Genomic DNA, 22,843 nt, shown 5'->3' on the forward strand with positions numbered 1-22,843 from the left:
CAAGGCGGCTACCCAGACTGGTGAAACAGTGCCTGGTAATGATAAGGAGGTATTTGAAAAATGCAGTTGAATCGAATTTTTTGAAATCGGAACAGGTGCTGAAGCGGATTGAACTTTAACAAAAGACAGCGCTTCTGAAAGCGTGGTTATTTTGATCCGCCAGTTATAAAAAGACTTGCTGTTAAGGCTGTTATCACGACAAAATTGAGCAACGGTTAAGCCGCTTTCTTGCTGCTCTGTAATTAATTTTGTCCATTTATCTTTAGCTGTCAGTTTCATTCCAATCTCCTCAATATGTTTTAGAGGACTGTAATCAAGTTGGATATGAAATTGAACGTGTGGTTGGCCGGACGTTTACCTTAGACTTATACTTCTCTATCGCTTCAGCTTTAGCATAAATAAAGAGTATAGAGTATAGAGTATAGGTAGAATAAACTGCCTTTTTGATTTGAGTAAGTAATACACTGTGTGGTGGCCAAGTAAAACAGGCCACAAGTTTATAGTTTTCTAACCAGCTTGGGTGGCGAAAGCGATTTAGCTATACCTAGGATAGAGGGACCTTTACGCTCGCTATTGGGAGAAAGCGAGCGTGAGCTATTAGTGCTCGCAAACGGGAAAATGTATAAATAGGTTATCTCAACAGATAAATACTACAAAATTTCTAAGGCGGTATGTGTCCCATTGTGAATTAGAAACTTACAAAATCATGGCCAATTTACTCAGCCACAACAGTCCTGCGCAAGATTCACGTGCTGAAAAAACGGTACTATTGGCTTCTACTAACAATAAAACTTAATTGAACTATTTGTAATATTCTTGAGTAGAACCCATTTAGCCTAAATTAGGGAGTATTTTGCGATCGCTATTTTCAATCAATTAATGTGTATTTATTTGAAAAATGGTGACAGAGCCATTTATATAAGTTGAAAGCGATCATACTCTTTGCTGTAGGTAGGCCATTTTCGTCTAAAAATGATTCGCCTTTAAAAGTAATAACACCATGTTGTTCTGCAATACTTTGTACCTTAACACCTACGATAAAATCTTCATGCTCTGGTAACTGTGCATTTGCTAATACAATTAAGTCAGCACTTTTGATCGCTTGCTTGTCATTGCTCATTTGTTAATTCCTTCTCATACTAATTGCGCAATATATTATCCAGAGTCACGGGTAAATCACAAGTTAAAGGGAATAAATATTATGCAGAATTTTTCCGTTGTGTACTTATCGTAAAAATGTATCACAACGGCAACATTTTCTATCTCGCAATGTGCCCCAAAGCAAGTAAAATGGATGAGGCGCTAACGCCCCCATTGCGACTGACAAAACTAAAATCTGGACTCTCTCTTATGCTCAATTCCGGAAACAGCGAACGTGGGAGTTTTTTACCTGCGGTGGTGCTATCAACGATTTTCGAATGAACAAAGTGGCAGCAGCATTATCACTTGAACGCTGTCGCTGGCTCCTTTTTACAGAAATCGATAAACAAGTTAACCGGTGTTGTTTACAAACACTACTTGCGGGGCTCAATATGCAATGTTTACCATACCAAGTTCACTTCGACATTAACCGTATCCGGTTACTTATTTGTATATAAGTCATTGCGTCTATTCTATTAACAACTCGCGAATACGTTAAATTTAGTCACTTTCAATTCCTAGTGATTCCAGAAACTTCTGATACCTCTCCGGCTCCATGTTTTCAAACTGATAATGCCGGTTCCTCATATCTTTTTCATCTAACCCCGATGCCTTCATAATTTGGATCCAACGTACTTTGTTTAGTAATTCTCCATTGAGTAAAGAAGGAGCTCTTAGCATAGCTACAATAGCTGTTTGTTGTTTTCTAAATTTCTGAATTTCCTGGCTCAGCAATGCAAACTGGTCACGTAAAATATGCTCAAGAGCTCGTTCATTTTGGTTATCCAGCAGCGGACTAATATCCTTTACCTAAACACCAAATGATCGATAAGAAATGATAGTTTCGAGCCTTGCTGCTTCTTTTTCCATACTGCCTGTAACCACTTTCAGTACGGCAAGCGGCTATGAAAGCAGCATCTATAGACGGCTCAAGCTGTTTATTCTATTAGTTTTACGTTAGCTAATACTCAATATATTTTGTATAGCGAATACAGCAGCTGGAATTTAATACTGGAAGCTGAATGGCATGCAGCTTAACAATGAACTTAATTTCGTTTTAATACTAGCTAGCGGTAAAGATAGGAAGATCTTTTACGCTCGCGGTTAAGAGTTAACGATCCTCGATTTATCTATTTAAATTAAGCAGGAAACTTGATTTATTGGCCCGAACAGCTAATGAAAAACTTGAAAAGTTTTTACCCTCAAATAATTTAAAACCTCAACAACACTAAATAAAGAACGGTAGCTTTCTTCATTAACGCCCTCCCCCTGATCATTTTAGTTAATTCAGAAACACGTACACAGCGCCCTCTCAAGTAAGGCAATTAACAGCATCAAAAAACAACAAACAGAACATGAGGCCTTGTAATACAAGCTTAGAATGAACATACCCATTTTTATTTGCATTCCCTTCAATAACAAACATTTATTAAACAAATATCGTACTTTTCATTATTGCTACACTGTATACCTATTTGCCAATACCGGCAGGTGTGAACAATTGCTCATCAACACAAGTTACTGAGCATCATTAAATATTTTAAGGAAAAAAAATGACAGATAACCTTGCAAGAATGATAAATGTTGACGACATTGAACAGAAAAATAATATTGATACTCAATACAGCCAGCTTAAAACACATTATGATAAAAAGTATAAAGCCGGCTGGTATTTTATGAACGCACAGCCGCGCTCATGTTTTACGTCAGTTTTATTAGATGAAATAAACGATTATCAGAAAAGTGTCAAATGTGAGATGGAAAACAGCCGACAAAAAAAATATGACTATCTGGTACTCGCTTCCGATGTCGATGATGTATTTAATTTAGGCGGGGATTTAGCCGTTTTCTTTGAATTGATAAAAAAACAGGATAGGGACGGCCTGCTTACTTATGCGACAAAATGTATTAATGTCTTACATCAGAATATAACTCACCTTAGCTGTGAACTGACAACAATAGCTCTGGTACAGGGCGATGCATTAGGCGGCGGATTTGAAGCAGCTCTATCAAGCAATGTATTAATTGCAGAGCGTGGTACTAAGTTAGGACTGCCTGAGGTTTTATTTAATTTATTTCCGGGCATGGGCGCTTATTCACTTCTCAGCAGAAAGGTGAATGCGGTGAAAGCGGAAGAAATCATTTTAAGCGGGAAATTATATTCCGCAGAAGAGCTGTATGAACTAGGAATCGTTGATATCCTGGCTGATAAAGGCCAGGGAGAAACCGAAGTTTACCGCTATATTGATGTCGCTAACCGTAAAGCAAACAGCTATCGGGCGATTAGAAAAGTACGGGACATTTGTAATCCCGTTCCGTACAAGGAACTCTTAGATATAACCAAAATATGGGTTGAATCTGCATGTGAATTAACTCACAAAGACCTTAGAATGATGGAAAGACTGGTTATGCGCCAGACAGCAAAGAATACTCAGTAAACAGCTATTTCCCTGTAGAGGCCTGAGATAAGGCCTCATTTAAAGCTTCCACTGTATGCTTAAAGGCATATTCAATATCATTGATCAGCAGGTTTAGTTTTTTTGTTCCAATATCATAAGGTTTGTAAGCCTCACCCTGTCTGCATATTTCAGCGAGTTTATCGGCACCCAATTCTGATGACGCTCCTTTTAAGGCATGTAATGATTCACGAAGCTGCAGATAATCATCTGACACGGCTTCTTGAATACGTTCAATATGCTTTTCACCGTCCTGCGTAAAACCTCTAACCAGGCGCGCCATAAAATCGAGATCGCTATCGAGTAAAAACAGCTCTTTAAGCACATCTTTATTGCACCAGGAGTCATCTGCTTCGGTTATATTCTGCGGGTTTGGTTTATAGCGCTCAGTTGTCGACAGCGCAGACTCCTGCTTAACCGCATTCTGTTTCGTGGTTTTCGATATAAGCGCAATTTTTTCTAATAAGCTGCGGGAGTCTAGCGGCTTGGTTAAAAACTCATTAACACCTAGGCTCAGGCCTAACTCTCTTGCCTCGAGCGTGGCATCCGCCGTCAGCATAATAATGGGTAAATCACTGCTGCTATCCATAAAACGTACCGCTTTCACAACGTCATCTCCGGAACGCTCCGGCATGTTTTTATCTACAATTAACAGATCTATCTGTTCAAGCTCTCTTGCCAGTACGTCCAGAGCCTGCTCGCCATTGTCGGTGAGAATAACGGAGTGACCTGCTTTTCTTAAAATACCGGAAAGGACCTGCTGGTTGACTTTGTTATCTTCTGCAACCAATATATTTAAGACTTTAGCCCCAGTTTGACTAGCGTAATATTCGGCGATAGAGACAACATTGTCGCTATTACTATAATTACTCTGCGCCGCATGAATTGCATTAAAGAGCGCGCGTTTATCGTTTAAATCTTCAATGATAGAAATGTAGTCTTGGTCGATTTGATCGTTATATAAACCATCTTGTGCATAATTTAGCAGCACTAAACAAACATCATCCAGCAGTTGTTGTGACTTCAACAGGGTGGAAAATTCAGCAGGTGTCATATCCAGCAGGCTTAAATTATCGACAAGAATAATTTTATAAGCATTGTTTTGTCCAAGCGTCTTTTTCAGCATATTTAATGCGTGCATTGGTGATTTTACAAAATCCATCGGCAGATTCCATGCCGTTAAATAAGGTTGTATAACAGCTAAGGTTTGATCTGTTGATAAAACGAGTAAATGGTTGTCGCTGATATCTAAAGGTGCATTCGGCAGAATAGTAAAAGGTATTTCAAACCAGAAACTAGAACCATGGTTTAGTCTGCTTTCAACGCCTATCCTGCCTCCCATCAGTCCGACCAGTTCTTTGGCAATTGTCGTACCGAGGCCGGTACCTCCAGTATGATGCTCATCTGAGCTTCCTACCTGGGTGAAGTCATCAAATACGCTGTTCAATGACTGTGTATCTATACCAATGCCGGTATCATTTATATCAAAGCGTATGATAGTCGAAGACTCATTAGCAGCGACTTTAGAAACATGCAGATTAATTGAGCCGCGCTCGGTAAATTTTATTGCGTTGCCTATTAAATTTACCAGGATCTGACCAATATACTTCTGATCACCTTCCAGTAGAAACGGCACGTCAGAGTCGATTCGAGATGTCATGCTCAACCCTTTTGCCTCAGCCATTACCTTTTGTATTGAAGTAACAGAGTTGATTAACAGGTGTAAGTCGAACGATTCTTTTGCAATGACGATTTTTCCAGCTTCTATTTTCGAAATATCGAGTACTTTTTCAATAAGCCCAAGTAATGTTTTAGCAGAGCTGTGCATCGTGGTTACAAGGTTACGCTGCTCATGATCGAGTTTAGTTTCTCTGAGTAGGTCACCTAACCCTAGAACACCATTTAACGGTGTTCTGAGTTCATGCGACATATTAGCTAAAAATCGACTTTTAGCCTTAGTTGCATTTTCTGCCATTGCGACAGCAGCATATAGCTTGTTAATTAAAAAAATGGAGTATAGCGGTATTACCGTAATTAATATCAGCAGACTGGTAGCAATAGAACGGTGTATCTGCCAATAGTCTCCCCAGGTAGTCGCACCTAAAAAGCCAACAAGACCAACAACTAGAGAAATATAAAGATAATTAACACCAAATCTAAAACCGTTGCCTAAGATAATCCAGAGGTAGAACATAAACAGAGGAACAGTCTCATCCGAAGCGATAAACATGATAATAGACAGCGATACAAGATCTAAAAAAATGCCGACTATTCTTCTAATCACACTTGGTTTTGGATTTCTTATTATTGCAGCTACAATCGCCACTGAAAAAATAAAATAGTCTAATATTACCAGGTTTACCGTCGATAGTTGAACGACATAAAACCTATCTTGTGAATGCCATGAAAAACAAAAAACAACAATCAATAACACACTTATAAATAAACGCACCAGCGCCTGTTCTGGTTCATTATCACCAGTTTTTTTTAAATGCTCTTTGACGGAACCTAATCTTTTTAAAATTGCTTTCATTAAAAGAGTCTTTTGGGTCTTACATGATCAGGGTAATCAATCTGTATTTGTGTAATCTCAGCCAAGCGTTTACAAAATGCATCAACACATTGCGGGTCAAACTGTGTACCGGCTTGTTTTTTTATAAAATCAATTGCATTTTCAACCGGCCAGGCTGCTTTATAGGGTCTCACAGACAAAAGTGCATCAAATACATCAGCAACCGACACGATACGGGCGATTAAAGGTATCTCCTCTCCTTTCAGGCCGCTGGGATAACCTTGCCCATCAAAGCGTTCATGATGATTAAGCGCAATAACAGCGCCCAGCTGCATATATTTTGACTGGCTGTTTGAGAGAATTTCATAACCAATTGTGGTATGAGTTTTCATAATTTCCCATTCGCTGTCATTTAATTTACCGGGCTTTAATAATACATAATCTGCTATGCCGATTTTTCCAATATCGTGCATCTGGGCGGCATGTTCAAGATCAATACACTCCTGCTCGCTTAACCCGAGTTCTTCTGCAATTTTTCGAGAATATTTAGCCATTCTGATAACATGATTGCCGGTTTCTTCATCACGGTATTCCCCGGCTTTAGCAAGGCGTAAAATAGTTTCCTGTTCCCGCTGAATAATCTGCTCAGTCGCAACATGAACCTGCTGTGCTAACCAGTTGGCTCTATTTTGAATTATCACATGCTGCTTATGCAGCTTGAGTAAATTCCGGCAGCTGGTGCGGCACTCAATTTGATCGATAGGTCTGGTTAAAAAAGCGGTTGCCCCTGCTTCAAGTGCCTCATAACGCACGGCCTTCTCGCTGACCACGGTAATCATCATAATCGGAATATGTTCGCGGCTCTTTATCCGGCGTACTTCTTTTATAAATTCTATACCGTTTAAACCGGGCATTTTATAATCAGTGACAATGAGATCCACCGGATTGTTTCTCAGCCATTCAAGCGCCTTTTCCGGATCATCAAAATCGACAACCTTAATATCATCAGCAATCTGCTGGATAATTTTTCCTAGGATCATTCTTCCCGTTGATTGATCATCAACAATAAGGACCTGTCTGTGGTTATTCAAATCTGCTCTTCCATTTTGATTAAAAGAATTAGTACCGGCAATAGAAGGAACGACATTATGATGCATCTGCTTTTCTCAAAAATATACCTTGCTGACTATCACGCATGATTAATAGATTTACAACCATCCTTAAAGGCGGCTGATTTTTGCTCTTTGTTCCTGCTCAAGCCTGTTCTCAAAAATAAACAGATCCTACTATAAAGGAATATTTTCAGGAAATGTTACGCATCTGTTAAAACGCAGTCAAAAAGCTCAACTATCTAGGTTAACTGATTGAAATTAAATCGCTAATCAAAAGTCGATGATAAAACTGTCACTTCTGAATGCAGCTTTGATAAAAAGCAGCATATTTTACAACTTTCAATGATAGCGCGTATGTCTTTGAAAACAAACTAATTCAATCTTTTTTCAGGTCTATTTGAACAGCTATAGAAAATTTGTGTGTTAGCTGGTGATTTTTAGGGCGAACGGGTAATTTACTTTTCATAATCCCTTGATATTGAGTATCGTTGTATAGACGTTATGAGCAAGGTGCAAAAATCAGCAAGTCGTGAGGTAAGCAGGCCTTAGGAGTGAAGGAAAATATCTAACGAATATAAGAAGGACAAGAATCGACGAATGCTTCTTGCGGCAACGGCATTAATCAGTGATGATTGATACCGCTTTATCTTGAGAGGGTCGATACCCTTTGGAGCACCTGAGTTTACCTAGCGCCTTAATCAGGTTTTTCCCATTGGATTAAAGTAATACCTAAACGATCGACCCACCAATTGACGGCATCTTTTGCATCGTCTAAGGAATCAATCATCGTACTCAGATCTTTATTGCCTGCCTGGCGATCAATAGTGGCAATAAGAGGTTTATCTGTCATAGAATCACTGACTAAAAGTTCGATAGTAGCACTTCCTACATTAGTATGTTCACCAGTTGTAATTTTTGCGATGGTAGAAATTCCCAAACCGACAGGCAATATACTGCTGGTCACTGCAAGAATAGAATTAGGCGTTTCAACATTACTAATGGCAATACTTAATCGAAGTGTCGTATCACTCTGCTCACTGACAATCTTCTTCGCAGAAGAAATTTTATCTTTTAAACGAGTCACCATATATTCAGTAAGCTCATTGATTTCGTCATCATTTAATTCTGCTTCTGATTCATCAACCAATACATACACACGGTCAATAATGACGCTGTCGTACTGATCAAATTTTGCCTTTAACCTTTGCGGATCCCTCAATCCAGTACGAGCCCATACCAAATCAACTCCATCTTCCGGCCCTACTTGAAAGTCCTCGTAAGAAGTGAATTTAGCTGCATGCTGCAGTTTTCCGCCCACACAACCAAATAAGAACAAAGCAGTAAACGAAATAATTACTAAACGTAGAAAATTAAAAGCCGTCAGATCAACCTGTCTGAGAAGTTGCAATACAGTGTATTTTATATTGTATTAAGCAAAAATCAATACATTTAATTTCAATATCGACTTCAACGCGACCGCTTCCTGCCTTTTGACTCTAGACCTATAGCAGGAGCGCTGAGAGTCTTGAAAAACGTTTTAGAAAATATGAGATAAGCAGATATAACAATACGGTAGAGTTAACAGGCCGCCGTAAACCAAGGGAACGAATCCATAAACCTCACTAATATGACGGATAAAGCTTTATATCCTGCCCAAAAAGGGACAAAACCGAGCGGTTCAATTCTCATAACCCGTTGATGTTGAGTCTATTTTCAGAAAGGGTACGAATCAAAAAGACAGGTATATAAAGGAACAAAAAATAACTACATCTTGCCTTTTGCTTTTAACATGCAGCAAAGGCGAAAGTTACTTCGCAGTATTTAGAATACAGAAGTCTTTACACCCGTAGTCATTATAAACGAACATGCTTCTATAATAAGCCTATTCGCTTTACTGACATACATGTTAGCCGGCTTAAGCACCTACTCTTCGCTGCTTATCTCATCACCGATATCATTAACAATATCTCTCGATGTATGACCGATTGTTGTCGTGACTTCTTTTGTTGCATGGCCTATGTCCCGCCCTGCGCTTTTAAACTCTGCACAAGCGGTTAATCCCAGTGTCAGCATTAATGTCGTTAATATAAAAACAGGCTTTTTCATAAAAAGTAAATCCGTATTAGGAGTAAAAATATAGGTTGAATTATATACTTATCCCTATGCTACTTCAAAGTACAAAACCAGCAGGTCATTTTTACTTAATCAGGATTCGATGCGGGTAAACAACATGACAAAAAAACTTTTTCTGGGCATTGCGTTAGATAAACAGCAGAGACATCAGCTGTACCGCCTGCAGAGCAGCTTTGATACAGATGTCAGGCTGGTGCCGACAACGAATTTACATATGACCTTAGCCTTTTTCGGCCCCCTTTCCAGCCCAGAGCAGCAGCGGCTGGAAAAACAGATAACAGCAATGAACAGATCCAGGTTCAATGTGAATCTTGATACTTTAGCGCACTGGAAAAAACCGAGAATACTATGCCTTACCGGACAAACAAGTGATCCGGCACTGCTGCAGCTGGCACAGCAGAGTAACCAGCTGGCAAACGCCTTCAATAAATGTCCAAATGAACACCTTTTTCGTGCGCATATCACCCTGGCACGCAGGAGCAAAAGCCTGCCGGACAATCAGAAACCGTTCACACCTGTACGGATTGATGCACACAGCATTCACCTGTTTGAATCAAAGAGCACGGACTCGGGTGTCGAGTATCGCATCTTACGATCCTGGCCTCTGCACTAAATTAAACGGTCGGGAAAACAATATCTTCTATACTCACAACGTGCCGACAACTGGGCTGTTCACTGCCACGGTAGTTTTTACACCCCCAGAACTGACCATTTTTCCCGGTACGCAGGGTCATCTGTGCTCCGCATTTTTCACAAAGCGGAAAAATAAAACCGCAGCGCTTATCCAGACAGACTTTAAAGCCCGGGTAACGCTCCCGCGTCATAGGACTTTTCCCGCATTCGCAGGCCCTTTCTTTATGATCACAACGAGGGAAAAAACTGCAGGCATAGAAACTACCGAAGCGGCTGGTACGCGCTTTTAATATACCGTCTGCACAGACTCTGCATTTAATCTCTTTAACAGCGGCTCCACTGGACGGCGCCGCAAATTCATGCATTTCGACCTGATAATCACCGTCAATTAGCTCATTAACAAAAGGACTGACATCAACCGGATCAGCAATAATATATACACGGTGTTTAGCGCGGGTTAATGCCACATAAAAAAGGCGGCGCTCCTCGGCATGCATAAACTCCTGCTCTTTAGCTAACAAAATATCCAGTAAAGGCACAGTTACTTTTTCACTGGGAAAACCATGCGCCCCTGCATTCATGCCAATGAGCACAGCATAATCCGCTTCTTTACCCTTAGAAGCATGAAAAGACTGGGTCTGAATATCTAAGTGACTGTATTTGATATTAAGCTGCTGCAGTACTCTTTTATCCGGCAGCTGGTACCAGAAACGCGCCATTAAATACACAGAGGCCACTTTTCCTCGCCCAGAAACCAATTCTGTCAGTTTGTCTAATACCTGTTCAATCGCACCACTGGCCAGCTCATTAATCTGTTTATCCTGTTGAGAGGTGTTCTGCACAGCACCTTTACGAAGAATAGAAACAGCTGGTTTATCTACCTGAATAAGTGACTTAATCTGCTTGTTTATCTGTGCCGGATTTTTTGATACAAAATCAGCAGCGACCTGCCCGATAGAATTATTAAAGCGAAAAGTCTGATCCAGTTCGTTTTGAGTAGTTTTGCCAAAAAAATCGGCAAACTCAGTGGTTAAGGTGACATCCGCTCCGCTGAAGCGATAAATCGCCTGCCAGTCATCACCAACAGCAAACACTGATGTCCCCGGCAGACTGTCACGCAGCGCTTTAACTAAAGCCGCACGCGGTCTGGAAATATCCTGAAACTCGTCAACCATAATATAAGGCCAGGGAGAGATAAACTTACCTTGTTTAATATAGCTGAGCGCAGCAGCGATCATATCTTCAAAATCAATTTCTCCCGCATTTTTTAAGTGTGACTGATAAGCAGATAAAAGCGGTTTTAATAAAGCAAAAGCTTTACTGATCTGCGCAGCATCAGCGGATTCCGACAGAAGCTTATTTTCTGACAAGTCATCTAAACAAGCGCCTTTATACAATGCAATTAACTGTGTAAACAAAACGGCAAGCTCTGTTATTCTGCCGCTGGCCCGCAGGCTCTTCAAAATAAGCGCATCAGCTAACGGACTTAACTGCACATTTAACTCTGTTAATGCTTCCTGCAAAACCTTAAGCAGTTCGCCGCTCTGCTGCTGGGCCTCGAACAGCTCAATAGATACCGTCTGGTATTTTTGATGGGCGGCGCGCTGCAGCTGCATTGATGCCTGATATTGAGTGTCATCAATATAAGGCGCGGCGGCACCATTTTTATCCGTCGCGTAATAATCAATATAAATATCTAATCCACTCAGATAAAAGCTCGGCTTGTAATGAATAAATGCAGCATCTTTCACATTCTCCGGGTAAGCAGACTGATACTGATATTCAATACTGTGACTAAACAACCAGTCAGCAATCTGCAGTTCTGCAAAGCTTTTTACCTTTTCGCCTTTAAGAGTACGGACATTATTACTGTTTAAATAACCCAGATAATCTCCCAGCGACTCAAAATCAAAGGGACTTTTTTCCGGATAATAATAGCGGCTGAGATACTGCAGTGCTGAAGAGCAGTAATTCGGCTGCTCTAATAACAGGTTAAAACAGTGTTCAACCCAGTTTAACTTAGCTTTGGCATCTTCCGCAAAAATTGACAGCTTAGGTTTAGCCCCTTCCACCTGCTCAATAATTTTTAAACCTAAACTATGAAAAGTACTGGTTTTAATCGTGTTGACAGCCAGCTTATCTTTAATGCGCAGATCCATTTCATCGGCGGCCTGCCGCCCGTAGGCTAATAATAAAATTTCCTGGGCTTGTGCCAAGCCGCTGTTAAGCAGATAACCGGATCTACCGACCATTACGCTGGTTTTACCCGTTCCGGCACCGGCTAATAACAGATTATTATCATCATCAGTTATACAGGCTCGCCGCTGTCTTGCTGTTAAAGGATTACTTTCTATCTGATCAAAAAACGCCTGGTATTTCTGCAGCTGTTTATCTATATAAGTTTCTCGAAGCAGCTCTACATCCACGCCCTGCCAGGTCAGTATGGCTTTCATTTTCTCCAGTAAAAGACTCAGTTCCAGATCCAGCACTTCATTCTCCGGCCAGGTAAGCCAGCGTATCGACTCTTTATGCAGCGCATGCTGCACGGCTTTTATTAAACTTTGACGCAGATAAGAAGCTGTGATCAACTTTTCAATTTTAGTTATCAGAGCTGCAAGTCGAGGCTGATTATTTGTTATCCAGTACTGTATGCACCTTTTTTTAAACTGAGACTGAGCCCTATAAGCCAGTTGAATAATCTGATAGCTCTGTCCCGCAGCCTTTATTCTGATACTGCAGCCGAACCAGCCCAGCTTAAATTCCGGCGGTTCAGTTATCTCCTGCCAGGCAAAGAATAAAGATTCCTGATCTTGTGAAAATTGTAAGCCTTGATCAGAGATAACTAACCTAGCGGGTTGACCGACACAGCGGCCGACCCAGGAATGCGCAATAGTCTGTTGCTTCAATGGTGACTCTCTTTGAATTGATGTTGCTGGTACTGGAAAAAGGATCAGTGTAATGCTTCACACCCAACGGAGCAATCAGCTGTGAAGTAGTTTATCGGAAGGTGTTTTTCAGATGCAGTGAGAAAAGTCGGCACTAAGCTTTGGCTGCTTAGTGCCGTGATCATTAAATGGTGAAGCGTTTTATTTCATCAGCTAAGATTGTTGTCTGCTCGGATAACTGATCCCCCATCTGCTCATTCTGCTGTGCTGATTCACTGGCCGTTTCCGCTACATCACGAATAGAAACTACATGACGGTTTACTTCCGTAGCAACGGCACTTTGTTCCTGAATAGCAGTTGCGATAGCAGTGGTCATATCCATAATGCCGACCACATCGTTGTTTATCTCTTCCAGCATACGTCCTGCTTCACCGGCTTGAATACTGCTCTCTTTACCTTCGCTGCGGCACTCAGTAATTAAGGTTACTATGCTGGCAGTTCTTGACTGTAGAGAGCCGATAATGGCCTCAATCTCTTTGGTTGATTCCTGAGTACGACTGGCTAGTGTTCTTACTTCATCGGCCACAACCGCGAAACCTCTTCCCTGTTCACCGGCACGGGCAGCTTCAATTGCCGCATTTAATGCTAGTAAATTAGTCTGTTCCGCAATACCGCGAATAACATCAAGTACCGAGCCGATGGTTTCACTGTCTTTAGCCAGCTCATTAACCACAGCCTCCGATTCAATTAACTTCTCGGAAAGCATCTCGATCTGTTCAATCGTCGCATCCACGCCCTGCTTACCTTTGCCGGCGTTACGGTTTGTCTGTTCCGCCTTATCAGCAGTATCTGTGGTATTGCTGGCAATCTCTTCAATCGTCGCCACCATTTCAGTCACGGCTGTTGCCACCATATCTGTCTCCTGCATCTGCGCATCTACTCCGGCGTTTGCCTGATGAATATTACTGGACAGGGTTTCAGTGGCATTATTCACCGTAGCGACAGACTGGTTAACGGAGACAATCAGATGCTGGAAGTTAGTTATCATAGCGTTAAAGGCATTTGCCATATCACCCAGCTCATCGTTACTTTTTGAACTGGCATGAATCGTTAAGTTGTTTGTTTCAGCCACTTCAATAATTGAGTTTTTAATGCGGGTAATCGCAGAAAGTATACTGCGGGCCAGCAGCCAGGTAATTAAAGTTGCACTGATAATAGCAATAAAGAAAATGCTGTAGGTCAGAGTGTTAATTGCACTAACATAAGAAGCTGAAGCTACGGTTGCTTTCTCCGCTAGAGCTCCTAATAAACGGTTAAGTTTAGCGGCACTCTCCCCCATACTTTTCTGCAGACCTTGATCGGCGCGGTAGCCTAAAACTTCTTTTTCTTTAGCTAGGGCTAAAAAGGCCGTTTTATATGCGCTCAGTCCGCTGGAAATCGATTTTTTCTGTAAACTGGTTAAATAGCTGCGACTGACCGTTGATTCTAACTCAGTGATAGTTTCCTGATAGCGTTTAACATATTTATTATCCAGGTGCAGCAGAAAATCTTTTTCTTCACCACGGATCTTTAACATCATCAGTAAAAATGCCGTTGAATCACCGATAGCGGCTTGAGCTTCATTAACTGCTTTACCCAGTTTTCCGTAAATACCGCTTTTCTGATCCAGACCGATACGCTTCTGGGCATCTACAACAGAGGAAAAATACTGCTGGTACTCAGCGGCACTACTTTCAAGCTGTTCAACTTCGGCACTGGAAATATCTACAGAGAGCAGGTTTTCAGACAAGGTTTTAAAGCTTTCCTGCAGCGCTGCGATATTAATATTAAAGTCATCAACAAATTTGCTGTCAGTACGGGCAATAAAGTCTTTTTCATTCTGCCGTAATTGAAGAACGATAGTTTCGATATCACTGATGTTTTTTGATACCTTCATATCCTTCTGCAATGAGGACGTCGCAAAATTAATCAATAACAGCATGACCAGCATACTTACGACAAATACCACTGAATTGACGATTAACTTCTGTTTAATAAGCATTTTTTAGCCCTACCGGTTTTAAGTTTTATAAATTACGGAGTAAGGTTTCAATCTGCCCGGAGCAGCTCTCAGCCCTATCTATTTTTCTCGCTAACAACTTCTGCTACAGCGAAAAAATCTCCACACTCTTTATTAACAATCTTAATTTATTGATATTTAAGAGAAAAAAACTTATCCCAGAAAAGCCTGTGCAGTCCTTGGCTAATAGAAATAGAAATTATTCCCTTAATTTCATATAAATTTTGCATATCAGGCACGCAGGCCGAACAGCACACAAAAAGTCAGTTTATTCTTTCATGAATTCACATGATGTCAATTTCACAATATAATTGCTAAGAGACCGACCTGAGCGTTACAAAAAGTTACATTTCTAACCTGTTCTGATATAGCAATTTCTAGCATTAAGTTGTACGGACATTCCATTCGATGACATAATCAACAGCTTAGGTCAGCATTTATTTAAATTGGCTGTCAAAAGGCAGCTGCAGTGTAAACTTTCGTGCTCAGTCACAAAAAACCAGCTGAATGCTGGCTGTGTTTAATAGCTCTCTTTCCTGCTGCTGAAAATAAGCCGCATTAAACATTAATTAACTCCGGCACATGTTCTGCCAGAATCTGTTCAATCTCATTGATACAGCTGCCGCAGCCGGTGCCGGCTTTTGTACTGCGCCCGACCGCATCTGCCGAGTTTAACTGCTGCTCATGAATTGCATTACGAATCGTATTTTCCCCCACCTGTTTACAGGCACACACCATTTTTCCGCAGGCCAGCCTGCCCTCAACCTGACCGGAAATAAGCGCACGTTCAACAGCCGTATCGATATTTTCATCGAATAATCCCTGTAACCACTGCAGATCCTGATCCTGCAGATTCGCAGCCGCAATACAAGCACTGTACATTTTATGCCCGCTGATATTAGCTAAGCGATACACCGGCTTGGGCTGCAGACTACCCGGCAGGTAACTCAGTTCTCTGGCACCTTTTAATGAAATCAAGGCAGACAGCTTTGTCAGCAGCTCCTCAGGAGACGCTTTGTCTGCGATGCGGTACAGATATCCTTGTGTCACCTTTTGTTTTACCCAGTAAGCAAACTCTTCAACTCTCAACGGTGCGCGGCTTAATATCCAGGCTTCACTGTGATACTGCCACTTTGTAATATTTACCGGCGTATATTTAAACTCCGGCTGACCGGAATTTGGATCTGAATTAGCTTTAATTAAACGGCATATATTCGCCTGACTGGCAGTGCTTTTATTCCAGTGGATGGGCATAAACAACTGCCCTTCAGACACTTCACTGGAAACAGACAGGCGCACTAAGACCGATCCGCTGATACTGCTGACTTTGACTACCCCCCCGTTTATCAGTTTCATATTTTGCGCATCAACAGGATTAACAGTAACAAAAGGCTCTGGGATATGTGCGCTTAAACGGCTGGAAATCCCGGTACGGGTCATGGTATGCCATTGATCACGTATACGCCCGCTGTTAAGACTGAAGGGATATGCAGAGCTGCATTCACTGAGCGGCTTATGATGTTTAACCGCAATCAAGCGCGCTTTTTTATCTGCAGTAAAAAACCGCTTATCGGCAAACAGGCGCTGCTCAACTGTTTCATCCTGGTACTCTAGCACCGGCCACTGCTGCGGTTTCATATTAGAATATTCCTGCGCAGTTAACCCCGCCAAACCGCTTAAATTAAGCGCCCTGCTTTCCCCGCCCGGATTATCAAGTGCGGTCATTTTTACATATTCATCAAAAATCTGCCCTTCATGTAGATAATTAAACTCTCGCCTGAATCCAAGGCGCTTTGCAACTTCGCTGATAATCCACCAGTCAGGCTTCCCTTCTCCGGGGGTCGGTAAAATTCGGCGCTGCCGTGAAATACGCCGCTCAGAATTGGTCACTGTACCGGATTTTTCCGACCAGCCCTGTGCTGGTAATAAAACATCTGCCAGTCGAGTCGTATCGGTATCTTTAATGCAGTCAGAGACCACCACTAACGGGCATTTTTTTAAAGCGGCGGTTATTTTGGCACTATCCGGCAGGCTCACCACAGGATTGGTGGCCATTATCCAGAGCGCTTTTATTTTTCCTTGATAAACGGCATCAAATAACTCAATCGCTTTCAGGCCGGGCTTAGAGGCTAAGCAGCCCGTCTGCCAGAAATCACTGACCAGCTTATGATGGTGCTGATTAGCAAAATCCATATGAGCTGCCAGTGTATTAGCCAGTCCGCCAACTTCCCGCCCGCCCATAGCATTAGGCTGACCGGTTACCGAAAAAGGTCCCATACCTTCTTTACCTATACGCCCGGAGGCCAGATGACAGTTAATAATACTGTTCACTTTATCAGTGCCCTGTGAAGACTGGTTTACACCCTGCGAATAAATAGTCAGTACTTTCTCTGTGTCGGCAAACTTCTGATAAAAATCATTTATTTGAGTTTTATCAAGACCCGTACGCTGTATAAAGTCCTCTCGCTCAGCACACTCCTGCTGCGCACTTTTCAGCGTTTTCTCAAATCCCTGCGTATAATTTTTGATATAAGCGGTGTCGTTTTTTTTATGAGCATGCAGATAAGCAAGTAATCCGTTAAACAACGCAACATCCGCACCGGGATTCACTGCTAAGTGCAGATCAGCGATACTGCAGGTATCGGTTCTGCGCGGATCTATCACCACAATAAACAGATCCGGACGCTGCTGTTTTGCCGCTTTTAAACGCTGAAATAATACCGGATGGCACCAGGCCAGGTTAGATCCGGTGATCACCACCATATCGCTTTTTTCAAGGTCGCTGTAACAAACAGGGACACAGTCGGAGCCGAAAGCACGTTTATGCCCGGCGACTGTTGATGACATACATAAACGTGAATTAGTATCGATATTGCCGCTGCCGATAAAACCTTTCATCAGTTTGTTAGCTGCATAATAGTCTTCTGTCAGCAGCTGTCCGGAAACATAAAAAGCAACTGCATCTGGTCCATGCTCTTCTATTACAGCTGAGAACTGCTCACTTACATGAGCTAAAGCACTATCCCAGTCTGTATTCAGGCCGTTAAGCATCGGATGCAGGAGACGCTCCTGATGCGTTACCGTTTCTCCAAGTGCTAAACCTTTTGAGCATAAACGTCCGTAGTTTGCAGGATGCTCCTGATCGCCGCGGATATCTAATAAGCCCTGGGCATTCGGCTTTGCTTCGACTCCGCACCCCACCCCGCAATATGCACAGGTAGTTTTTGTCCATAAATTCGTTTTTGTCTGCATATGACCTCTTTAGCACTACGAGTTTTTTTATTCATAAAGCTGATAGAGCAAAGAGCGCACCAAGTTCGAGTATTTTTAATAACCTGCAAGGTTTACGATCTTTTTATTAACAAATACAATCACTTAAATTAACAATTTTTGTAGAAAAGGGTTTTCATATAACAGCTATGAGCAGAATACAAAGTACAGATGCGCTTTTTACGCTTCATTTTGGTGGGTCATGCACCAGCGCAGTTCATTTATAACTCAAATTCACTACTTCTAAGTGCCTGAAAATTTAGATTGATTCTCACAAGTGAAATATAACCATTTGAAATTACAGTGTTTATAAAACAAATAATTAGCGATTTTATATTTATGGCATCACCTTTGCAGTCTCCAGTTCACAACTAGTTAACAAACCAGCTGCTGACTAGCAACAAAAAACAGGCATTAAAGAGGTAAGAATATGGGCTTTAAAAAAACAACCAGCGCACTGAGCTCTTCCATTACAGCTGACACTGAGACAACAAATATCGCACCTATCCATGCGGCTCAAAAGAGAGCACCGGGAACAGTTTATCTGGTGGGCGCAGGACCCGGTGATGCTGACCTTCTTACCATTAAAGCACTGTCTCTTATCCAGCAGTGTGACGTGATTGTCTTCGATAATCTGGTCAGTAAAGAGATACGTTCGCTTTTTCCTGAGCAGGCTTTATCTGTTTATGCCGGTAAAAGCAAAAGCGCTCATCATTTTACCCAGACGCAAATCAATCAGCTGTTAGCAGGTAAAGCCCGACAGGGACTAACTGTATGCCGCTTAAAAGGCGGCGATGCATTTGTCTTCGGACGCGGCGGCGAAGAGATGACTGCGCTAAAAAAACAGGGCATACAAGTTGAAATTGTTCCGGGAATAACAGCGGCTGCCGGATGCAGCAGTTACGCCGGTATCCCCCTCACTCACCGCGGGCTTTCCCAAGGCTGTACTTTTGTTACTGCGCATGCAGAAAAACAGCTAGATATAAACTGGTCTGCTTTAGCTGCGCTGGATCACACACTGGTGTTTTACATGGGACTAAGCAAAGCCGGGCTGATTGAAAAACAGTTAACCGCAGCCGGACTCAGCAAAGATACACCGATTGCTTTAATTGAAAACGGCTGCTGCCCGGAGCAGCGCCTGATCACCGGTACCCTCACTCAGTTAGCTTCGCTGGTAACAAAAGAACAGGTGAAGTCTCCAGCACTGATCATGGTCGGCAAAGTCGTTTCACTAGCGCAGCGGCTGCAGTGGTTTAACGGCCAAAGTCACATCGATAATGTAGTTAATGAATTAAGACGATTATCAGCTTAAAAACAAAAAACATTGTCAGCAAAGGGAAATAATAATTATGACTAAACAGCGCATAGTAGTGGTCGGCAACGGTATAGACCTGGCGGCACATAAATAACAGTAAAGCATCGCACAAATTAACCCGTAAAAAATTCACAACAAAGCATAAGTACTATTTAAAGGAAATTGGGATTATGACTAAACAGCGCATAGTAGTGGTCGGCAACGGTATGGTTGGTCACAAGTTTATAGATACCTTAATCACGGACGACAGCGTTGATTATGATGTTATTACTTTTTCGGAAGAACCTCGTCTTGCTTATGATCGTGTACAGTTGAGCGGATTTTTCTCCGGTAAAACAGCAGATGATCTAGCACTCACCGATGCCGGTTATTATCAGGAGCACGGTATTAACTTTGTGCTGAACGACAAAGTTGTAGAGCTTGATACTAATAATAATCAGGTGGTTACCAGCAGCGGCCGTATTGAAAGCTACGATAAACTAGTTTTAGCAACGGGCTCTTATCCGTTTGTACCGCCTATTCCCGGCAGCGATCAAGAGCATTGTCACGTTTACCGCACCATTGATGATCTCGAAGCCATCACTGCATCCGGAAAAGTCAGTAAAAGCGGTGTAGTTATCGGCGGCGGCCTGCTGGGCCTTGAAGCAGCCAACGCACTGACCAACCTTGGTTTAGAAACACATGTTGTCGAATTTGCACCGCGCTTAATGGCAGTTCAGTTAGATAACGGCGGCGGTGCACTGCTGCGCCGTAAAATAGAAGACTTAGGTGTAAAAGTTCATACCGAAAAAGCAACCAGTGAAATAACAACCGGTGAATTCTGCCGCTACCGTATGAATTTCGCCGACGGCAGTTTTTTAGAAACAGATACTATTATTTTTTCTGCCGGTATTCGTCCCCAGGATGAGCTTGCCCGCCAGTTTGGATTGGAAGTCGGTCAACGCGGCGGCATTGTTATCAATGATCACTGCCAAACCAGTGCCGCTAATGTGTATGCTATTGGTGAATGCGCACTTTGGCAGGGAAAAATATTTGGTTTAGTGGCTCCCGGTTATCAAATGGCTAAAGTCGCAGCATCACATATTAAAGGTCAGCAGCTGTCTTTCAGCGGTGCTGATATGAGCACCAAACTCAAACTGCTCGGTATTGATGTGGCCAGTATTGGCGAGGTACACGGTAATACACCGGGTGCCCAGTCGTATACTTACAATGACGAAATTGAGCAGGTCTATAAACGCCTAATTGTTTCTGCCGACGGCAAAAAACTAGTCGGCGCAGTGCTGGTTGGTGATGCACAGGCCTACGGGACATTACTGCAGCTGCTGCTTAACGATATGACTTTACCTGAAAACCCTTCTGTGCTTATTCTGCCGAACACAGGTGAAGAAAGCAGCGCCGGTTTAGGCATCGAAGCACTGCCTGACAGCGCCTCAATTTGTTCATGTTTTGATGTCACTAAAGGCGATATTAAACAAGCGGTCGCTGCCGGCTGCAGCAGCATGTCTGCTTTAAAAGAGTCCACTAAAGCCTCTACGGGCTGCGGCGGCTGCTCGGCCTTAACCAAACAGGTCTTAGATGTCGAACTGGCTAATTTAGGCTTTGAAGTTAATAACAATTTTTGTGAGCATTTCGCCTATTCCCGTCAGGAGCTTACTGACATTATCCGGATCAAAAAAATCAGCACCTTTGATCAGCTTCTTAATACCTGCGGTACCGGTTTAGGCTGTGAAATATGTAAACCAGCCGTAGGATCTATTCTCGCCTCTTACTGGAATGATTATGTGCTTGAAGATGCACACATTGAGCTCCAGGACAGTAATGATCTGTACCTGGGTAATATCCAGAAAGACGGCACCTACTCAGTTGTTCCCAGAATTGCCGGCGGCGAAATCACCCCGGATAAACTGATCACATTAGGTCAGGTGGCCAATGAATTTGATCTATATACCAAGATCACCGGCGGACAACGTGTGGATCTGTTCGGCGCACAGCTGCATGAACTACCGGCTATCTGGAAGAAGCTGGTTGATGCGGGTTTTGAAACCGGCCACGCTTACGGAAAATCGGTACGTACGGTGAAATCCTGTGTCGGCAGCACCTGGTGCCGTTACGGCGTTGATGACAGCATGGCGCTGGCCATCAACATTGAAAATCGATATAAAGGCCTGCGTTCCCCTCATAAAATCAAGTTTGCGGTTTCCGGCTGTACGCGGGAATGCGCAGAAGCACAAACCAAAGATATCGGCATTATCGCCACCGATAAAGGCTGGAACATGTATGTCTGCGGTAACGGCGGCATGCGCCCGCGTCACGGTGACCTGTTTGCCTCTGACCTTGATCAGCAGACCCTTCAAGCTTACATCGACCGTTTATTAATGTTTTATATCCGCACCGCCGACCGCCTGCAGCGTACCTCTGTGTGGCTGGAAAATCTCGAAGGCGGACTGGATTATTTAAAAGAGGTGGTTATTGAAGACAAACTGAACCTGGCCGCCGAGCTTGAACAAGAGATGCAGGTCAATATTAATAACTATCAGTGCGAGTGGAAAACAACGCTGCAGAATCCTGAAAAACTCAAACGTTTCAAACACTTTGTTAACAGTGATGCAACAGACAGCCACCTTGCTTTTGAACTGGATCGAGAGCAGCGTATCCCCGCTAAAAAAGAAAAAATACAGAGCATCAAAATTCTACAGCTGACGGAATAAAGGTATCGGCAATGAGGTTATGGAAGACCGTTTTTAAGAGATTAATGAAAAACCCTATATTTGCCTGATGATAAAGACAGTAACTTGTCTTTTATCAGCGTTCAGCATCAGGACTTTATGCATAGCAAACTGCACAATAAAAAGCTTGAATCAAACAATAAGAGGACAACAAAATGAGTCAATGGATAACTATCTGCAAGCATCAGGAGCTTAGTGAAAACAGCGGAGTATGTGCTTTGTTTGAAGGTCAGCAGGTTGCAGTTTTTTACTGTAAACGTAATGCCGATCTGTACGCAGTATCTAACTTTGATCCGATTGCTCAGGCTAATGTCATCTCTCGAGGCATTATGGGATCAGTTCAGGAACAGGCTTATGTTGCATCACCTTTATATAAACAGCGTTTTGATTTAAATACCGGAATCTGTATAGATTCACCAGAGTTTGCACTCAAAACCTATCTGGTACGTATTGAAGCGGATCAGGTGCAGCTTAAAAAAGCCGGCTAAAGGCATTAGGTGCAATTAAACGTCACCTCTGGACGTTTAATAATATTTTTGTAATTAACAAAAGGACTAAATCGTGGATAAAACGGCATTTAACATATTCTCTTTCTCCGGGAA

Annotated in this window: 14 protein-coding genes; 5 read left to right on the top strand and 9 right to left on the bottom strand. The window is 42.4% G+C overall.

What is annotated here, in order from left to right; genetic code table 11:
* Both tnpA and G327_RS0100010 read right to left on the bottom strand, forming a co-directional pair.
* A partial coding sequence (tnpA, locus tag G327_RS23660; RefSeq protein ID WP_019612704.1) for an IS66 family insertion sequence element accessory protein TnpA occupies positions 1–279 on the bottom strand: 279 nt, incomplete at its 3' end.
* A 589-nt stretch (positions 280–868) separates the two neighbouring features.
* Positions 869–1,120, bottom strand: a complete 252-nt coding sequence (locus tag G327_RS0100010; protein WP_019612705.1) for a DUF2498 family protein — start codon at positions 1,118–1,120, stop codon at positions 869–871.
* A 1,573-nt stretch (positions 1,121–2,693) separates the two neighbouring features.
* On the opposite strand from G327_RS0100010, the gene G327_RS0100020 reads away from it, so the two are divergent.
* A complete protein-coding gene (locus tag G327_RS0100020; RefSeq protein ID WP_019612707.1) occupies positions 2,694–3,578 on the top strand; it encodes a crotonase/enoyl-CoA hydratase family protein in 885 nt (294 codons plus the stop codon).
* A gap of 4 nt (positions 3,579–3,582) precedes the next feature.
* On the opposite strand, the gene G327_RS0100025 is transcribed toward G327_RS0100020, so the two are convergent.
* From G327_RS0100025 to G327_RS0100040, 4 genes are all read right to left on the bottom strand, one after another.
* Positions 3,583–6,129 carry an ATP-binding protein gene (locus G327_RS0100025; RefSeq protein WP_019612708.1) on the bottom strand — a complete coding sequence of 849 codons (2,547 nt, stop codon included), beginning with the start codon at positions 6,127–6,129 and terminating at the stop codon, positions 3,583–3,585.
* A complete protein-coding gene (locus tag G327_RS0100030) occupies positions 6,129–7,265 on the bottom strand; it encodes an HD domain-containing phosphohydrolase (RefSeq protein WP_019612709.1) in 1,137 nt (378 codons plus the stop codon). The genes G327_RS0100025 and G327_RS0100030 overlap by 1 nt, the downstream gene beginning before the upstream one ends.
* 649 nt (positions 7,266–7,914) lie before the next feature.
* Positions 7,915–8,628 (bottom strand): DUF3313 domain-containing protein, encoded by a 714-nt coding sequence (locus G327_RS0100035; RefSeq protein WP_245542660.1) that lies wholly within the window; start codon positions 8,626–8,628, stop codon positions 7,915–7,917.
* A 515-nt stretch (positions 8,629–9,143) separates the two neighbouring features.
* Positions 9,144–9,326, bottom strand: a complete 183-nt coding sequence (locus tag G327_RS0100040) for a hypothetical protein (RefSeq protein WP_019612711.1) — start codon at positions 9,324–9,326, stop codon at positions 9,144–9,146.
* A 124-nt stretch (positions 9,327–9,450) separates the two neighbouring features.
* Here G327_RS0100040 and thpR point away from each other — a divergent pair, with 124 nt between their 5' ends.
* Positions 9,451–9,966, top strand: a complete 516-nt coding sequence (gene thpR, locus G327_RS0100045) for an RNA 2',3'-cyclic phosphodiesterase (protein ID WP_019612712.1) — start codon at positions 9,451–9,453, stop codon at positions 9,964–9,966.
* Between the two features lies 1 nt (position 9,967).
* Here thpR and G327_RS0100050 read toward each other — a convergent pair whose 3' ends face one another.
* From G327_RS0100050 to G327_RS0100065, 3 genes are all read right to left on the bottom strand, one after another.
* Entirely contained in the window at positions 9,968–12,892 is a 2,925-nt protein-coding gene (locus tag G327_RS0100050; protein WP_019612713.1) for a UvrD-helicase domain-containing protein, read from the bottom strand.
* Between the two features lie 163 nt (positions 12,893–13,055).
* Positions 13,056–14,912, bottom strand: a complete 1,857-nt coding sequence (locus G327_RS0100055) for a methyl-accepting chemotaxis protein (RefSeq protein WP_019612714.1) — start codon at positions 14,910–14,912, stop codon at positions 13,056–13,058.
* A gap of 576 nt (positions 14,913–15,488) precedes the next feature.
* Entirely contained in the window at positions 15,489–18,182 is a 2,694-nt protein-coding gene (locus tag G327_RS0100065) for a nitrate reductase (RefSeq protein WP_019612715.1), read from the bottom strand.
* Positions 18,183–18,630: 448 nt separating this feature from the next.
* Here G327_RS0100065 and cobA point away from each other — a divergent pair, with 448 nt between their 5' ends.
* From cobA to nirD, 3 genes are all read left to right on the top strand, one after another.
* Positions 18,631–19,512, top strand: coding sequence for a uroporphyrinogen-III C-methyltransferase (cobA, locus tag G327_RS0100070; RefSeq protein ID WP_019612716.1), 882 nt, complete (start codon positions 18,631–18,633; stop codon positions 19,510–19,512).
* 173 nt (positions 19,513–19,685) lie between these two features.
* The gene (gene nirB, locus G327_RS0100075) at positions 19,686–22,223 is read left to right on the top strand and encodes a nitrite reductase large subunit NirB (protein WP_019612717.1); all 2,538 of its coding nucleotides are present in this window, start codon (positions 19,686–19,688) and stop codon (positions 22,221–22,223) included.
* 173 nt (positions 22,224–22,396) lie between these two features.
* A complete protein-coding gene (nirD, locus tag G327_RS0100080) occupies positions 22,397–22,729 on the top strand; it encodes a nitrite reductase small subunit NirD (protein WP_019612718.1) in 333 nt (110 codons plus the stop codon).
* The last annotated feature ends 114 nt before the right edge of the window (positions 22,730–22,843 follow it).

Origin of the sequence: Psychromonas ossibalaenae ATCC BAA-1528 (assembly GCF_000381745.1) — a bacterium.
Lineage (GTDB): Bacteria > Pseudomonadota > Gammaproteobacteria > Enterobacterales > Psychromonadaceae > Psychromonas > Psychromonas ossibalaenae.

Bases quoted from the DNA above. Each gene is read 5' to 3' on its own strand.
- G327_RS0100010 (WP_019612705.1), bottom strand. From the start codon at position 1,120: ATGAGCAATGACAAGCAAGCGATCAAAAGTGCTGACTTAATTGTATTA.
- G327_RS0100020 (WP_019612707.1), top strand. From the start codon at position 2,694: ATGACAGATAACCTTGCAAGAATGATAAATGTTGACGACATTGAACAG.
- G327_RS0100025 (WP_019612708.1), bottom strand. From the start codon at position 6,129: ATGAAAGCAATTTTAAAAAGATTAGGTTCCGTCAAAGAGCATTTAAAA.
- G327_RS0100030 (WP_019612709.1), bottom strand. From the start codon at position 7,265: ATGCATCATAATGTCGTTCCTTCTATTGCCGGTACTAATTCTTTTAAT.
- G327_RS0100040 (WP_019612711.1), bottom strand. From the start codon at position 9,326: ATGAAAAAGCCTGTTTTTATATTAACGACATTAATGCTGACACTGGGA.
- thpR (WP_019612712.1), top strand. From the start codon at position 9,451: ATGACAAAAAAACTTTTTCTGGGCATTGCGTTAGATAAACAGCAGAGA.
- G327_RS0100055 (WP_019612714.1), bottom strand. From the start codon at position 14,912: ATGCTTATTAAACAGAAGTTAATCGTCAATTCAGTGGTATTTGTCGTA.
- G327_RS0100065 (WP_019612715.1), bottom strand. From the start codon at position 18,182: ATGCAGACAAAAACGAATTTATGGACAAAAACTACCTGTGCATATTGC.
- cobA (WP_019612716.1), top strand. From the start codon at position 18,631: ATGGGCTTTAAAAAAACAACCAGCGCACTGAGCTCTTCCATTACAGCT.
- nirB (WP_019612717.1), top strand. From the start codon at position 19,686: ATGACTAAACAGCGCATAGTAGTGGTCGGCAACGGTATGGTTGGTCAC.
- nirD (WP_019612718.1), top strand. From the start codon at position 22,397: ATGAGTCAATGGATAACTATCTGCAAGCATCAGGAGCTTAGTGAAAAC.